The sequence below is a fragment of the Aeromonas sp. D3 genome, from assembly GCF_027705025.1.
GTDB classification, from domain to species: Bacteria; Pseudomonadota; Gammaproteobacteria; order Enterobacterales; family Aeromonadaceae; genus Aeromonas; species Aeromonas salmonicida.
Genome location: NZ_JAPDBE010000002.1, coordinates 177,665 through 193,421, shown reverse-complemented (window position 1 = coordinate 193,421; position 15,757 = coordinate 177,665). Strand labels below are relative to the sequence as shown.

12 protein-coding genes and 1 other RNA gene are annotated in these 15,757 nt (G+C 59.3%); 3 read left to right on the top strand and 10 right to left on the bottom strand.

The window, feature by feature from the left end:
• The 8 genes from hxsB to OKC28_RS02565 all read right to left on the bottom strand — a co-directional run bounded on the left by hxsB (position 1) and on the right by OKC28_RS02565 (position 10,803).
• Complete coding sequence (hxsB, locus tag OKC28_RS02600; RefSeq protein ID WP_011899284.1) at positions 1-1,455, bottom strand: His-Xaa-Ser system radical SAM maturase HxsB; 1,455 nt, start codon at positions 1,453-1,455, stop codon at positions 1-3.
• On the bottom strand, positions 1,445-1,735 hold the full coding sequence (gene hxsD / locus OKC28_RS02595; RefSeq protein ID WP_157868080.1) for a His-Xaa-Ser system protein HxsD: 291 nt from the start codon (positions 1,733-1,735) through the stop codon (positions 1,445-1,447). The genes hxsB and hxsD overlap by 11 nt, the downstream gene beginning before the upstream one ends.
• Before the next feature lie 538 nt (positions 1,736-2,273).
• Entirely contained in the window at positions 2,274-5,150 is a 2,877-nt protein-coding gene (gene gcvP / locus OKC28_RS02590) for an aminomethyl-transferring glycine dehydrogenase (RefSeq protein WP_256688139.1), read from the bottom strand.
• A 299-nt stretch (positions 5,151-5,449) separates the two neighbouring features.
• Positions 5,450-5,839 (bottom strand): glycine cleavage system protein GcvH, encoded by a 390-nt coding sequence (gene gcvH / locus OKC28_RS02585; RefSeq protein WP_219615490.1) that lies wholly within the window; start codon positions 5,837-5,839, stop codon positions 5,450-5,452.
• Between the two features lie 91 nt (positions 5,840-5,930).
• Positions 5,931-7,028 carry a glycine cleavage system aminomethyltransferase GcvT gene (gene gcvT, locus OKC28_RS02580; RefSeq protein ID WP_219615489.1) on the bottom strand — a complete coding sequence of 366 codons (1,098 nt, stop codon included), beginning with the start codon at positions 7,026-7,028 and terminating at the stop codon, positions 5,931-5,933.
• A gap of 415 nt (positions 7,029-7,443) precedes the next feature.
• On the bottom strand, positions 7,444-8,679 hold the full coding sequence (locus OKC28_RS02575; protein WP_256688390.1) for an FAD-dependent 2-octaprenylphenol hydroxylase: 1,236 nt from the start codon (positions 8,677-8,679) through the stop codon (positions 7,444-7,446).
• A 102-nt stretch (positions 8,680-8,781) separates the two neighbouring features.
• Positions 8,782-10,005, bottom strand: coding sequence for a 2-octaprenyl-6-methoxyphenyl hydroxylase (gene ubiH, locus OKC28_RS02570; RefSeq protein WP_256688138.1), 1,224 nt, complete (start codon positions 10,003-10,005; stop codon positions 8,782-8,784).
• 228 nt (positions 10,006-10,233) lie between these two features.
• A complete protein-coding gene (locus tag OKC28_RS02565; RefSeq protein WP_017411397.1) occupies positions 10,234-10,803 on the bottom strand; it encodes a UPF0149 family protein in 570 nt (189 codons plus the stop codon).
• A gap of 173 nt (positions 10,804-10,976) precedes the next feature.
• Between OKC28_RS02565 and zapA the strand changes: the two genes are divergently transcribed.
• Together zapA and ssrS are read left to right on the top strand one after the other, a co-directional pair.
• Positions 10,977-11,309 carry a cell division protein ZapA gene (gene zapA / locus OKC28_RS02560; RefSeq protein ID WP_005310350.1) on the top strand — a complete coding sequence of 111 codons (333 nt, stop codon included), beginning with the start codon at positions 10,977-10,979 and terminating at the stop codon, positions 11,307-11,309.
• Between the two features lie 16 nt (positions 11,310-11,325).
• Positions 11,326-11,508, top strand: a non-coding RNA gene (gene ssrS, locus OKC28_RS02555) — 6S RNA.
• A gap of 80 nt (positions 11,509-11,588) precedes the next feature.
• On the opposite strand, the gene OKC28_RS02550 is transcribed toward ssrS, so the two are convergent.
• Together OKC28_RS02550 and fdhD are read right to left on the bottom strand one after the other, a co-directional pair.
• Positions 11,589-13,880, bottom strand: a complete 2,292-nt coding sequence (locus OKC28_RS02550) for an FdhF/YdeP family oxidoreductase (RefSeq protein WP_256688137.1) — start codon at positions 13,878-13,880, stop codon at positions 11,589-11,591.
• The gene (fdhD, locus tag OKC28_RS02545; protein ID WP_256688136.1) at positions 13,867-14,673 is read right to left on the bottom strand and encodes a formate dehydrogenase accessory sulfurtransferase FdhD; all 807 of its coding nucleotides are present in this window, start codon (positions 14,671-14,673) and stop codon (positions 13,867-13,869) included. The genes OKC28_RS02550 and fdhD overlap by 14 nt, the downstream gene beginning before the upstream one ends.
• Positions 14,674-14,835: 162 nt before the next feature.
• On the opposite strand from fdhD, the gene OKC28_RS02540 reads away from it, so the two are divergent.
• Positions 14,836-15,744 carry a LysR family transcriptional regulator gene (locus OKC28_RS02540; RefSeq protein WP_256688135.1) on the top strand — a complete coding sequence of 303 codons (909 nt, stop codon included), beginning with the start codon at positions 14,836-14,838 and terminating at the stop codon, positions 15,742-15,744.
• The last annotated feature ends 13 nt before the right edge of the window (positions 15,745-15,757 follow it).

The window sequence follows — 15,757 nt, the reverse complement described above, 5'->3', positions numbered from 1 at the left end:
TCACTTACCCCTTGTGACCCATGAAGTGAATACATCCTTGTTCTCTTCAAGGAGGCTGAACAAGTGGCGATACAACGGTTTCTGCTTATTGCAGAAGTCATTCTTAGCCCTGTGTCCACCCAAGTCGCCAGTACGGGAATAGTTCTGGATGGGGTTGGCACCACAGTAGGGTAAATAGGCGCAATAGGCGCAAGCCGGAAGGGATTCGGCCACCCCGCTCATCAATATCTCACCCATCACATCCGACGAAATCAGCTCCACATAGGGCGCCTCTACTGAGCCCAAACAGAATTTGTTATCGCCCATGTCATAGAGCATTCGGGCTTCATCGGACGGGTATACATAGCTGTTGTAGTGATAGACCAGCACCCCGGTGCCATCGCCACAGGGCGAGCGCAGATCCACATAGCCCACCGCACGTCCGGTCAGCATGTTGTTCAGTGCCAAGGACGCCGTGACTTCATCTAGGTAGTAGCCTGCTTTATTGATATCGATGATGTATTGCAGGCTCTTTTGATAAAACGCGAAATACTCGGCAGAGGTATAGCTGACCTTGCTTTCCCTTTTGACGGCAAAGCCATACATGTTGAGCGGCCGCAAGAATATCGAATGGAAGCCATGCTTCACATACTCATCTACGATCTCCTGGTGAAAAGGTAGACTGTCTTTGGTGATGGTGGTCATGGCGGCGATGGCCTCATCGCCAATGGCCTCTCTCACCTTTCGAATACCCGCAAGGGTACTTTGATAGCTATTACCACATGAGGATGGCCGATTTTTGTTGTGTAGCGCTTCTGGGCCATCCAGCGACGTTGAGATCTGAATACTGTGGAGCTTGATAAAATCCAGCATCTCATCGGTAATGTATTGCAGGCTAGTGGCAATGACAAACACGAGGCTCTTGCCATGCACACTGTTTTTTTCGTGAGCGTAGTCCACGATAAATTTAATTAAATCGAAGGCGAGCAAAGGCTCACCTCCCTGAAACTCAATGGTGATGCGCTGGTTGGGTGATTCGAACACCCGATCTACCGCATTTCTGGCCGTCTCTTGTGACATGTCGTGCTGTGACGATGTCACTGATTTGCGGCTCGCCTGACAATACTCGCAAGAATTTCCACAACGCAATGTGATCACAAAGATATGCAGTCCCGGCCCGCCACTGAGGAAAGATTTGCGCTGCCTGTATTTGGCTGATAAACAGCGCAGTGCATACGAATCCTCAGAACCTGCCAAGAAACTCTTTCGTTTTAACTCTTGATATAACTCAGTGTCAGTTGGCAGTTCGCCAGCCACCAATTCTTGCAATTCTCGATCCTGAATAAATGAAAATTCACCAACTGCATTGACGATGAGTACTTCATCTTGACTCAAGCGTTCAAAGTTAAAAGGAAACAGTGTATAGTCTTTATCTTTGTCAGCAAAATAGGCTTTATTCTTAAATTTATTTCGCATCAACCGGTTCGCTCCATGCTTCACGCAGCGCAGCACACACCAACGCCTCTTTCACTACCTTCGTTTTTTCCTCAATCACTACCCGCAACTCGTGGTCAATCAGCGCATTTTTAAATTCAGCCTCAAAGTCGCTGGCTATCGGAGTGGTATCCAATGCCGCAACAGTAATGAAATACATTCCACTTTTCATTTGAATTTCGAAATTAAAATTACCTGCAAACCCGTAACAAGTTCGCAATATGGCATCTTTACTGAAAAAAGGGTCGATAATTACGATCATGATTACACTCAGGAAATACATATGAGGAAAACAAAGAACTCTTCAACTATACCAAAAATGAGGTATCGAAGTGAATTTTCAAGTTAGGATTTTTTAGATTATCTAAGCTATGCTTGCGTTAGCTCAATGTTTAGGTGCAATGCCCACGACGGAACATCGCATACTTAGTGTTGTGAATGGCTGATGTTGTTACCATTATGTGTTGGTGAGTTGCTTTACCCCTTCATGTGCCTATCGTTGGCCCTCCTTCGGTACCCAGATTATCCTTTGGCACCATGCCGGTGCTTAGCCCGATAGGGAAATTTGAGTAATAACGCAAACTTTTGTATAAAGTATACCGCGCCCTTGATATATGAATGCTACTGATCTACTAACGACGGTCTAATAAATTCTTAATTTGTAATTTAATTACGTTTTATCAAACCAAGCATAAAAAAGGCCCTGCTATTGCAGGGCCTTTTAGTTTCCAACTTAAATGGTCGGTTTCCAACTTCAATGTCACGGTATCCAACTTAAATGGTCGTGATCAACACCGTTATTACTTGGCGTAATCCTCGGTGGGGATGCAGGCGCAGAACAGGTTGCGATCGCCGTAGACATCGTCGATGCGGTTGACCGACGGCCACAACTTGGCGGCGCGCACGGCGTCGGACGGGAAGACCGCCTCTGCGCGGCTGTAGCCACGAGCCCACTGCTCGTCCATCACGTCATCCTGGGTGTGGGGTGCGTTGACCAGCGGGTTGTCGGTCAGGCTCCAGTGACCGTCCTGCACCTTGGCAATCTCGGCACGGATGGCGGTCATCGCCTCGACGAAGCGATCCAGCTCGCGCTTGGATTCGGATTCGGTCGGCTCGACCATCAGGGTACCCGCCACCGGGAAGCTCATGGTCGGCGCGTGGAAGCCGTAGTCCATCAACCGTTTAGCCACGTCCATCTCGCTGATACCGGACGCCTCTTTCAGCGGGCGGATATCCAGGATGCACTCGTGAGCCACCCGACCATTGCGACCGGAATAGAGCACGGGGAAGGATTCACCCAGCTTCTTGGCCAGATAGTTGGCGTTGAGGATGGCCACCTGGGTGGATTTCTTCAGCCCCTCATCACCCAGCATGGCGATATACATCCAGCTGATGGGCAGGATGCTGGCCGAACCGAACGGTGCCGCCGACACGGCGCCGTTGTTGCGGCTCTCCTTGTCGGTCTTGACCACAGCGTGACCGGCCACGAAGGGTGCCAGGTGTTTCTTCACGCCGATGGGGCCCATGCCCGGACCGCCACCGCCGTGAGGGATGGCGAAGGTCTTGTGCAGGTTGAGGTGGGAGACGTCCGCGCCGATAAAGCCCGGGGCAGTGAGGCCCACCTGGGCGTTCATGTTGGCACCGTCGAGGTAGACCTGACCACCGTGCTGGTGAACGATGTCGCACACCTCCTTGATGGTCTCCTCGTACACCCCGTGGGTGGAGGGATAAGTCACCATCAGGCAGCTAAGCTTCTCCCCCGCCTCGGCCGCCTTGGCGCGCAGGTCGTCGAGATCCACGTTGCCGGACTTGTCACAGGCGGTGACTATGACCCGCAGACCCGCCATCTGGGCAGAGGCCGGGTTGGTACCGTGGGCAGAGGCAGGGATCAGGCAGATGTCGCGATGGCCGTCGCCACGGGACTCGTGGTACTTCTTGATGGCGAGCAAGCCTGCGTACTCGCCCTGGGCGCCGGAGTTGGGCTGCATGCAAACCGCATCGTAACCGGTTACCTTCACCAGCCAGTCTTCGAGGTCGGCCAGCAGCAGCTGGTAGCCCTTGGCCTGGGCCAGCGGGGCGAACGGGTGCAGCTTGCCGAACTCGGGCCAGGTCACCGGGATCATCTCAGCGGTGGCGTTGAGCTTCATGGTGCAAGAACCCAGGGAAATCATGGCGTAGTTAAGCGCCAGATCCTTGGCTTCGAGACGGTGGATGTAACGCAGCATCTCGGTCTCGGAGTGGTACTTGTTGAACACCTCGTGGGTCAGCACAGCGTCGGTGCGCAGCAGATCCTGCGGGATGCCCTGATGGGTCTGGGCCGCCTTGTCGAGCGCCTCCACGTCCAGGCCATGGCCCTTGCCGAGGAAGAGATCGAACAGTTCGGCCACATCGGCGCGGGTGGTGGTCTCAGAGAGCGACACACCCACGGCACCATCCAGATCGGCGCGCAGGTTGATGCCCAGCCCTTCGGCCTTGGCGATCAGTGCCGCCTTGTCGCCCGTCAGTACGGTAAGCGTATCGAACCAGCTGGCGTGTTTGAGGGCCACGCCCTTGGTTTTAAGCCCCAGCGCCAGGATGCTGGTGAGACGGTGCACGCGGGAGGCGATGGTTTTCAACCCCACGGGGCCGTGGTAGACGGCGTAGAAGCTCGCCATGTTGGCCAGCAGCACCTGGGCGGTACAGATGTTGGAGTTGGCCTTCTCGCGGCGGATATGCTGCTCGCGGGTCTGCATCGCCATGCGCAGGGCACTCTTGCCGCGGGCGTCCTTGGAAACGCCTATGATGCGACCCGGCATGGAGCGCTTGTAGGCGTCGCGGGTGGCGAAGAAGGCGGCGTGGGGGCCACCGTACCCCATGGGCACGCCGAAGCGCTGGGCGGAGCCGAACACCACGTCGGCGCCCAGCTCGCCCGGGGATTTGAGCAGCAGCAGGGAGAGCAAGTCGGCGCTGACGCAGGCCAGCCCTTTCTGGGCCTGTACCGCGGCAATCAGGGCGCGCAGATCTTTCACCTCACCTGTGGTGGTGGGGTACTGGAACAGAGCACCAAACACCTCTTCACTCACCGCGTCGCTCGCGGCACCGACAGCCACATCAAAACCGAAGTGAACCGCGCGCTCCTTGACCACGTCGATCACCTGCGGGTGAACATCATCGGCCACGAAAAAGAGGTTGGATTTGGACTTGGCCATCCGCTTGGCCAACGCCATCGCCTCAGCGGCGGCGGTCGCCTCATCCAGCAGGGAGGCGCTCGCCAGATCCATGCCGGTGAGATCCAGCGTCAGCTGCTGGAAGTTGAGCAGGGCTTCAAGACGGCCCTGCGCCAGCTCGGGCTGGTAGGGGGTATAGGCGGTATACCAGCCCGGGTTTTCCAGCACGTTGCGCAAAATGACGTGGGGCACATGGGTATCGTGGTAGCCCATGCCGATATAGCTCTTGGCAATCTTGTTCTGGGCGGCATAGCCCCTGAGCTTGGCCAGCGCCTCCACTTCGGTCATGCCCGCACCGATGCCGAGCGGGCCCGGCAGGCGAATGGCGGCGGGCACGGTCTGGGCAATCAGATCGTCCAGACTCTCGGCGCCCACCTCGGCCAGCAGCACACGCAGCTCTTCCTCACCCGGGCCTATGTGGCGGCGGATGAAATCGGTTTTTTGTTCGAGTTCAAACAGTGACTGGGTCATTTCCCTATTCCTGGTAATAAGTCCTGGTAACCAAGACCTGATGTTCCTGATAGCCGGCTGATACCGACTCCACTCATGTTCTGAATACCGCAGGCAGTGTGCACAGTGCGGTACCGGATGCTGCGACAGCATCGACAGGGGGTCACCTTGTTACGCATAACCTGGCGCACAAACAGAGTGGCCCGATGGCAGGCCATGCCTGCAAGCGGCGGGCGCGACTTCACCCTGATGCCGGCCGGAACGGGTCCGGCTGGCAGACATACAAACGGGCCCTGCCGTGTTGGCAGGGCCCGGGGGCATTACTCTTCGTCCACCAGGTTCTGGTAGCCTTCGGCATCCAGCAGGTTGGCGAGCTCACCCGCATCGTCCAGCTTGATGCGGAACAGCCAGCCAGTGCCGTAGGGATCTGAGTTGACCAGCTCGGGGCTGCCTTCCAGCTCTTCGTTGATGGCAACAATCTCGCCACTCACCGGGCTGTAGATGTCAGAGGCGGCCTTGACCGACTCGGCCACGGCGCAGTCATCACCGGCACCAATTTGCTTGCCCACTTCCGGCAGGTCGACAAATACCATGTCTCCCAGCAGATCCTGGGCGTGCTCTGTGATACCGACCACGGCCTCGCCGTTGGCTTCAACACGGATCCACTCGTGGGAGGTGGCATATTTCAGTTCGCTCGGGATATGGCTCATTTGTGCTTCCTTATTCACTTGGATCACTTGTACCTGGAGGGGGGTACAAGGGGTACTGGCGAAGGTGATCCCCTTCGCCGCAATGGGGTTGTTACACCAGTTTCTGGCCGTTGCGCACGAAAGCGGGCTTGGTGACCTTGACGGTGACCAGCTTCTTGCGGATCTCCACCTCGGCCTGCTCGCCGATATCGCGGGGCACCCGCGCCAGGGCAATACTGTAGCCCAGGGTCGGCGAGAAAGAGCCGGAGGTGATCACACCTTCCCGTTTTTCACCGCTGGCGGTGGTGAAGGTGACCAGCATGCCGGCACGCAGTACGCCCTTCTCTTCCATCACCAGACCGACCTGCTTGGGCTGGGTACCCGCCGCTTTTTGTGCTTCCAGCGCGGCGCGACCGATAAACTGGCGGGAGGCCGGTTCGAAGGCCAGGGTCCAGGCCATGTTGGCGGCGAGCGGGCTGATGCTTTCGTCCATATCCTGGCTGTAGAGGTTCATGCCGGCTTCGAGACGCAGGGTATCGCGGGCACCCAGTCCGCACGGGGCCACGCCGTTATCCAGCAGCGCCTGCCACAGGTCGCACGCCTTCTCTTGCGGCACCACGATTTCATAACCGTCTTCACCTGTGTAACCGGTGGTGGCGATAAAGAGATCCCCTGCCTGCACGCCGAAGAAGGGCTTCATGCCTTCTACTGCAGCGTTCTGCTCAGGGGTGAACACCTTGGCCGCCTTGGCCTTGGCGTTGGGGCCCTGTACCGCGATCATGGCGAGTTCGGGGCGTTCGGTCACGCTCACGGCAAAATCGATGGCGTGGTGGCGGATCCAGGCCAGATCCTTCTCGCGAGTGGCGGAGTTCACCACCAGACGGTAGAAGGTATCGGTCAGATAATAGGTAATGAGGTCATCGATGACGCCGCCATCGGGGTTGAGCATGCCGCTGTAGAGGGCCTTGCCCGGGACTGTGAGTTTGGCCACGTCGTTGGCCAGCAGGTGTTGCAGGAAGGCTTTGACCCGCTCGCCGGTCAAGTCGACTATGGTCATGTGGGAGACGTCGAACATGCCGGCATCGGTGCGCACCGCGTGGTGCTCTTCCAGCTGGGAGCCGTAGTTGATGGGCATTTCCCAACCGTGGAAGTCCACCATTTTGGCGCCGGCTTCCAGGTGCTTGGGATGCAGTACTGTAGTCTGGATCATCGCTGTGTTTCCTTAAGCGTTCGCGACAACACTCGCAATCCGCCTTCCTCTGACAGCCAACAGTACGGTCAATCGCCTGTGCAACAGAAAGAGAAGAGACAGTCGGAGTCTGTGCTCGTTCCAGCCCCGCGGGGCAAGAGTGATTCCTTGAACGCAGCGGATTATATGACAAGAGGGCGAGCGCGCCGCTCAAAAAAAACTAATCCACCGTCAGTAAACAGACCCCAGACACTAAGGTAAAAACAGTGATAAAAACAGTCAAAAAGCGACTCACACGAGATTAAATTTTGATTTTTACCGTTTCGTCACAATTTGAAGAAAAACGTTTCGCCTACCACCCAGATTAAAGGCTGATGCCCAAAATGGGTCATCAGCCTCATCACATTAGTTTTGTTGTAAAAAAACCTGAGTAGTATTAGATTTTTTCACCCTTGGCCAGCACAGGCAGTTCGCCATCGAGCCCCATGGCGGCCCGGATCACCCCCTGCTTGAGTGGTGCCAGCGCATCGAAGGCGCACAATCCCACCCCGCGTACCAGCTTCTTGAGGGGGTTGGCCCCGCTGAACAGTCGCTTGAGCCCTTCCATCGCCGCCAGCATGCGGGCCGCCTCGCTCTTGCGCCAACGCTCGTAGCCGCGCAGGTTGGCCAGCAGACCGATATCAATGCCAGCGCGCTGGCTCTGCACTATCTGCTCGGCCAGCGCGGCGGCATCCAGCAGGCCGAGGTTGACCCCCTGCCCCGCCAGCGGATGTATGGTGTGGGCCGCATCCCCCACCAGCACCAGTCGCTCGCGAGCGAAATCACGGGCATAGCGGGCGGTGAGCGGGATGGCGCTGCGCGCCCCTTCCACCTTGCACAATCCCAGCCGGCCATCGAAGGCGGTGGTGAGTTGGCGGTTGAACTGTTCATCATCGCAGGCGCACAGCGCTTCGGCCCGGGTGGCGGGCACGGACCAGACGATGGAGCAGAGGTTGGGTTGCCACAGGGGCAGGAAGGCGAGCGGGCCATCCGGGGTGAAGATCTGGCGGGCCACCGCCTCATGGGGCTCGGCACAGCGCACCGTCGCCACCAGGGCATGGTGGCCGTAATCCCAGCTGGTGAGCGGAATATCGGCCTGGCGGCGCACCCAGGAGTGGGCGCCATCGGCGGCCACCACCAGCTTGGCCGACAGGGCACGACCATCATCCAGCAGCAGGAGTGACCCCGCCTCGCCACTTTGCAGGCTGGCTGCCCGGGCGGGGCTCAGCAGGCTGATGTTGCTCGCCTCCCCGTTTATGTCATCGAGGATCGCCTCCAGCAGCGCCAACTGGATGACCCGATTCTCGACTATGTGGCCGAGCGCCGCCTGGCGCAGGCTGGCGGCATCAAAACCAATCTGGCCGAAGCTGTCTTGCTCCCACACCTGCATCTTCTCGTAGGGCTGCAGGCGGCGCGCCTCGATACCGGTCCAGGCGCCAACCTGCTGCAAGATGCGCTGGCTGGCCAGACTCAGGGCACTGACCCGGTTGTCCGGTGCCTCGCCGAGCTGGGGTTCGGGCAACTGCCCCTCCACGATGGCAATCTTGAGGCCGCTCTCCTTGAGTGCGGCGGCGAGCCCCAGGCCCACCATGCCACCTCCCACAATCACCACATCCACGTTTTGCATCTGCATCATCTGTTCCTTTCGTGGCTGACCGACAGGGTCAGCAGGGGACGCCCATTGGCATCGACCCCGTTCAATACGCGGTTTGCTGCCGCCTATGGGCGGCACACCTTATTTACGGCACAGATCGGCCACAAACCCCAGGGTGCGGGAGGCCAGCGGCGCCTTGAGACAAGTCAGCCGCCCCATCAGGGAGAGCAAGAGGTTGCGGCCCGCCACCAGGGGCTCATGACCATTGGAGAAGAGCTGGGCCAGGGAGGAGGTGAGCCAGATGGTCTTGGCCTGATCCTCCTTGCGTTGCTGCCAGTAGCCGCTCAGCACGCCGAAACTGCCGATGTCCTCCCCCACTGCAAGCGCACGAGCAACCGCCTGGGTGAGCAGGTCAAGGTCGCGCATGCCGAGGTTGAAGCCCTGCCCTGCGATAGGGTGCAGCAGGTGAGCGGCATTGCCCACCAGCACTGTGCGCTGGGCCAGTGGATAGTCAGCCGCCGTCAGCACCAGCGGATAAACGTGGCGCTGACCGGCCCGCTCGAAGCGCCCCAGCCGCCAGCCAAACGCCTGCTGCAGCCGGGCGAGAAACGCAGCTTCATCGAGCGCCATCAGTTCATCCACCTGATCCCGCCCGACGCTCCACACCAGAGAGGAGAGCCCCTCCTGCATCGGCAACAAGGCCAGCGGGCCCCCCTCGGTGAAGCGCTCGAACGCCCGACCGGCAGGATCCTGCGCCGTCTTGACGGTAGCTATGATGGCGCTCTGCTCAAAGTCATGGCGGGTCACCGCCATCTTGAAGTGCTGGCGCACGAAGGAGTTGCCACCATCGGCCGCCACCAGCAGTCGGGTCTGGTAACGCTCACCGCTGGCCAGCAGTAAATCCACCCCCTCTTCCCGCGGCTCGACCCTGGCCAGCATGGCCGGGCACAACATCCGGATCTGCGGGCAGGCCGCGATCGCCTGTTGCAGCTCAAGCCCTGCCGCCGACAGCTCGATCACCTGACCGAGCGCGGGCAAACCATATTCCGTCGCCGACAGCCTGGCCTGACCGCCATGGCCCCGATCCGAGACATGGACCTGGGTGATGGGGGAGCAGTGAGGGGCAAAGCGAGGCCAGAGTCCGTGGCGGGCAAGCGCCTCGCAGGTGCCTGCAGAGAGCGCTATGGCTCGGGCATCGAAACCAGGGTGAAGCGTGAGCTCGGGGGCGCTCGCCTCCAGCAGCAGGATCTGCAGGGGTTTGCCGTCAGCACCTCGTAGCGCTGCGAGGGAGAGCGCCAGCACGGCGCCACTCATTCCACCGCCGACGATAGCCACATCGACGTGAACCAGATCAGATTGAGACATGAGATGAGAGGGAGAAGCTAAAACGTGGCCTCATGCTATCACAAAGCAGTGGGCCAGGATGCGAAGCCACGGGCAAAAATCGGGGGGCGGCCATGACGCAATCGAAAACCTGCCGGACTATGTCGGCAAACCGACACCTGCAACCCGGCCGGATAAAAGCAGAGCGCCACCTGGGCGCTCTGCGTTGTTTTATGCTGTTTCTGTCGCAGTGACGATCGCAAGGGCCAATCAATGCAGGGTCGGTGGTGCGATCGGGGTATCCGGGCGTTTGCCAAACTCTTCGAAGGTCATCATGACCCCCAGGCGCACATGCTCGTAGAGCACCAGGAAGGAGGCTTCGTTCTCGTCATCCTCCTGATCGAACTCGGCAGAAACCTGGGTGATGCTGGCGATATCCTGGATCATCTCCTGCAATTCTTCAGACGCTTTGGACAGCTCCTGCTGCGCCACGCCAAAACCGGCCAGGAATGCCTGGGACCAGTCCACCAGCGAATCGATGCGCTCGTCGAGCGGCGCCTCGTCGCTTGGCAGCAGCAGCTCGACACCCTTCTGGGCCATCAGGCTCTCGACTATCTCGTGATAGAGATCTGTCATCACCTGGCGCACCGGGGCCGGCAGGCCGAAACCGTCGTTGACCAGATCGTTGAAAGGCGGCAACCAGCTCTTGTCATCCAGTGCCACGCCACCGCAGACGAGACCGCAGATCACGCCATGGGCCTCCACCGCCGTTGCCATCAGCTCATGCTGTTCCATCAGGTCGGCCACGGCCGTGTATTTCAGGGGGTTCGTTTTGCTCATCGAAGATCCGCTCAAAGTTCAGGCAAATATGCAGAATTAATGGTCAGGATCCTAGCATTCTCCCCCTTCCAGAGCCAGCAAGGCCTTGAAACTTCTGCATCTGCGCTATATAGTCCCGCCCAGTTGTCCACGTGGATAAAGGCGGAAATCAGCACCGCCGTATTGAGGAAGGCATGAGCACAGAGGCCGTAGAAATCGTCATTTTGGGACGTCCCTACAAGGTATCCTGTCCCTTGGGACAGCAGGACGCCCTGCGCCAGGCCGCCGACCAGCTGACTGACAAACTCATAGAGCTGCGTCAGCGCTCCAAGGTCTCCAGCAACGAACAGCTGGCGGTGATGGCAGCACTCAATTTTTGCCATGAGCTCTGCCTTGAAAAAGAGAAGAATCACCAATACTCTGAGACCATGGACAAGCGGATCAAGATGCTGCAACGCACCATAGAAGCGGCGCTGATCGAACACGGACAGTATGGCGAATCCAGCGAACAGGGCCAGCAGCCCTAATCGTGTAACGTTTTAAAATTCCCTGGGATGTGCGTCAGCCGGTTCAAGTCCCCGAGCCGATAATCATACCCAACAGGGGATCGGCCTTCTGGCTATTGTGCATGCTCGGCACGACCGAGAAGCCTGCGGTCAGATTCGATTCCCGCCTTGAACCTACGGTTCAAGGGCCCAAACCGGCAACGGCATCTCCGGGGTACCAACAGCAAAAAGCCCGTCATCACGATGACGGGCTTTTTCTTTGCTTGAAGATCACTCAGCAACCGGCACGGCAGTGCTATCTCATTTGCTCAGCAGCAGATTTTCCTGCTGACGAGAGGCGCTCACCAGCACGGGTATCGACTTGGAGGTGGGGGTAAACGAGCCCTCCCCGATACTGTCGATGGGCACCAGCGGGTTGGTTTCGGGATAGTAGGCCGCGATATTGCCCTGCGGGATCTCATAGATCACCACGTTGAATCCGGTCACAATCCGCTCGCGCCCATCGTTGCAGATGGCCGCCATATCGATCCGATCCCCTTCGGCAAAGCCCAGACGGCGGGCATCCGCCCCGTTCATGAACACCACATTGCGCTGGCCCTTGATGCCGCGATAGCGATCGTCCATGCCGTAGATGGTGGTGTTGTACTGATCATGGGATCGCAGGCTTTGCAGCAGCAATACCGGCTGATCGCTCATCTGTTCGGCATGGCGGGTACACTCCGGCAACACAGAGCGCGGCAGGGTGCTGGCGCGAAACTCGGCGCTGCCGCTGGCGGTATTCCACCTCAGTAGCGCCGCGGCGTTGTCCAGATGAAAGCCACACGGCTGCTGGATGCGGGTATTGAAATCGGTGAAACTGGCGATGGTCTGCTCGATGAGATCGCGGATGCGGCCATAGTCATCGCGCAGGCCCAGCCAATCGACTCGCTCGCAGCCAAGAGTGGCGTGAGCCATGCGCGCCACTATGTCGGTCTCTGACAAGCAGAGTGGCGACACAGGCTCGGCCGTACCGGTCGAAGCGTGCACCATGCTGAAGGTGTCCTCCACCGTGATCTTCTGGTTGCCGGTGCGCTGGATATCGAGCTCGGTGCGGCCGAGGCAGGGCAGGATCAGCGCCGCCTTGCCCACCTGCAGGTGGCTGCGGTTGAGCTTGGTGCTGATCTGTACATTGAGCGCGGCCCTCTTCATGGCCCCGTAGGTGAAGTCTGTGTCGGGTGCGGCGGCGGCCAGGTTGCCGCCCAGGCAGATAAGCACCTTGCTCTTGCCCTCGTGCAATGCCTTGAGCGCCTCATAGACGTTGTGACCACGCGCCCTGGGCAGACTCACCTGCAGGTGATGCTCTAGGCGGTCGATAAAGGCCGCGGTCGGCTTCTCGTTGATCCCCATGGTGCGGTTGCCCTGTACGTTGCTGTGGCCCCGTACCGGACAGAGTCCCGCCCCCGGCTTGCCCATCTGGCCGCGCATCAGGTGCAGGTTGACTATCTCGCGGATGGTGTCGACCGAGTGCAGATGCTGGGTCAGCCCCATGGCCCAGCAGCTGATGACGCTGCGGCTGGCGGCAAACACGCGGGCCGCCTGCACGATATCGGCGCGGGAAAGGCCAGATTGCTGCTCGATCTCGACCCAGCCTGTGGCGCGCACCTGCGCCTCGAACTCGTCAAAATGGCGGGTATTGCGGGCGATAAAGTCGCGATCCACCACCTCGGGCGCCTCTTCCAGCATGTATTTGGCCATGCCGCGGATGGCGGCCATGTCGCCGCCCAGTTTGGGCGTCAGGTATTGATGGCTGATGGTGGTGGCCGCCGGGGTCAGCAGCTCAAGAGGGCTCTGCGGACTGGCAAAGCGCTCGAGGGCCACCTCTTTGAGGTTATTGAAGCTGACAATCTTGCAGCCATTTCGCGCCGCCTTGCGCAGGGCATTCATCATGCGCGGATGGTTGGTGCCCGGATTCTGGCCATAGACGAACACCGCCTCGGCACGGTCAAAATCATCCAGCACCACAGTGCCCTTACCGATGCCGACCGACTGAGTCAGCGCCACCCCGCTCGCCTCGTGGCACATGTTGGAGCAGTCGGGGAAGTTGTTGGTGCCAAACAGGCGGCCAAACAGCTGATAGAGGTAGGAAGCCTCGTTACTGGCGCGCCCCGAAGTGTAGAACTCCACCTCATCCGGGCTGTCGAGCCCCTTGAGGGTATCGGCCATCAGCGAAAAGGCCTCATCCCAGCTTATCGGTTCATAGTGATCGGTCGCCGGGTTGTAGCGCAGGGGCTCGGTCAGCCGCCCCTGATACTCCAGCCAGTAGTCGCTCTGGGTGGCCAGCTGGCGCACCGAGTGGGCAGCAAAAAATGCGGCCCCCACCGTCTTGCCGGTGGATTCCCAGGCCACAGCCTTGGCGCCGTTTTCGCAAAACTGGAAGGCGCCATGATCGTTGTCGCCCCAGGCGCAGCCCGGACAGTCGAAGCCATCGGTCTGGTTGACCCGCAGCAGATTCTTGATGTTCTGGCGGGTCTTCTGGCTGCGCAGCACCTGTTTCATGGTGGATTGCAGGGACGAAAAACCGCCTGCTTTGGCGGGCTTTTCAATATGACTCATGGCACTCTCCGATGGGATCCGCCGGGCGATAGCTGGAGTAGCTGACCGGGGCATCAAACTTGGGAATATGGACGACATTGAGGTTGTATTTGAGGGCCAGCCTGACCGCCAGCTGGCTGGGCGAAGCCAGACAGACAAGGTGTCGAGCGCCGAACAGCGCCGCCTTTTGCACCAGCTCGCTGCCGCAGCGACTGGTCACCACCAGGGTGTCGCAGGCCTGTGGTTGGCGCAACAGGAGACCGATCAGCTTGTCGAGGGCATTGTGGCGCCCTATATCTTCGCGGCAGTGGAGGATCCGCCCATGCTCATCCAGCGCCAGCGCCGCATGGAGGGCGCCAGAGTGCTGCCCTTTGAGCTGCCACTGCGCAATCTGTGGGCGCAGTTCAGCCAACAGCGCGACATCAAGGGGTGGGGTGAGCGGCAGAGCTGGCAAGGGGGGATACGCCTGCTCGACCGCCTCCACCCCGCAGATGCCGCAGCCGGTGGCGCCGGTCAGCCTGCGCCGACGCTGCTGTAGCTGCGCCAGACAACGATTGGCGATGGTAACATCCAGCACAAAGCCATGTTCAGCGGGGGATACCCGGATATCGTGCACATCGTGGTTGTGCCGGATGATCGACTCGCAGAACAGAAATCCTATGGCAAAATCGTCGAGATCGTCCGGTGTCGCCATCATCACCGCATGGTTGATACCATTGATATTGATGGATACCGCCACCTCTTCCACCAGATGATCCAGCGAAGGCAAGGCATGGTGGAGAGTGTGTGGAACGGTGGGGTTGGCTGCCGGCATGAAAGGTTGGCCTAAAAATGCAAACTGCATTCAAGTTTAGAGAGGCCGCACCGGCAAAACCAATGAATTAAATCTATCTCCCGATAGAATCACTCTATTGACGATGAATTTTCAATTGATTAATTTGAACTATCACCCCGCCAGACGCCTCGCAACACCGCCATGAACATCAAGCAACTGCACTATTTCCACGAACTGGCCAGGCATCGGCATTTTGCCAAGGCCGCCAAAGCCTGCCACATCACCCAGCCGACCCTGTCGGCCAGCATAACGGCGCTGGAGAAAAACCTGGGCACGGATCTGGTGGTACGTACCAGCCAGTTTGTCGCCCTCACAGAGGCGGGCGAGCTGGTGCGCCAGTACGCCGAGCGGATGCTGCTGGAGCAGGAGGCGCTCAAGCAGGAGTTGGCGCTGTTTCACGGCGAACTGTCGGGCACCTTGCGCATCGGCATAGTGGCCCAATCCAATGTCGACATCATGCCGCTCATTGCCAGGTGCACGCAGCGCTACCCAGATATCGTCATTCGCCTGTCGGTGCTGAGCAACGAAGCCCTGCTGTCACAGCTGGCGCTGCACCAGTGCGACATAGGTCTGGGGTTTGACGAGCCCCCTGGTGAACCCGGCAGGCACGCTTTCAACTTTTACCCTCAGGGTCACAACCGGATGGCGGTGCTGATGAACCGCGGCGCGGCGGAGCCCTTCCCCTCCTCTGAGCCCATGACCCTGGCCAGTCTACAAACCCGGCCACTGGTGCTGCCAAGCCGCTCCATGCAGTTTCGCCGATACCTGGATCTCGCCGCCGAGCGCGCACGGATAAACCTGAATGTGGTGCTGGAGACAGACTCCCTGTTCCATCTGGTGAGTGCGGTGCGCCACCAGCTGGGCTGGGCCATCGTCAGCGCTGGCCTCGCCCACTCCGCCAGCCAGCTCTCTGATCTGGTGTGTCATCCCCTAGAACCGATCGAAGCCGGCAGCACCGTCTTCCTCACTCGCCAGCACAGCATTACCCCCGCCATGAGGGCCTTTCTGGATTTGGTGGCAGAAGACGCCACCATAGGCCGGGGGCAATAACGAAGAAGCCCGC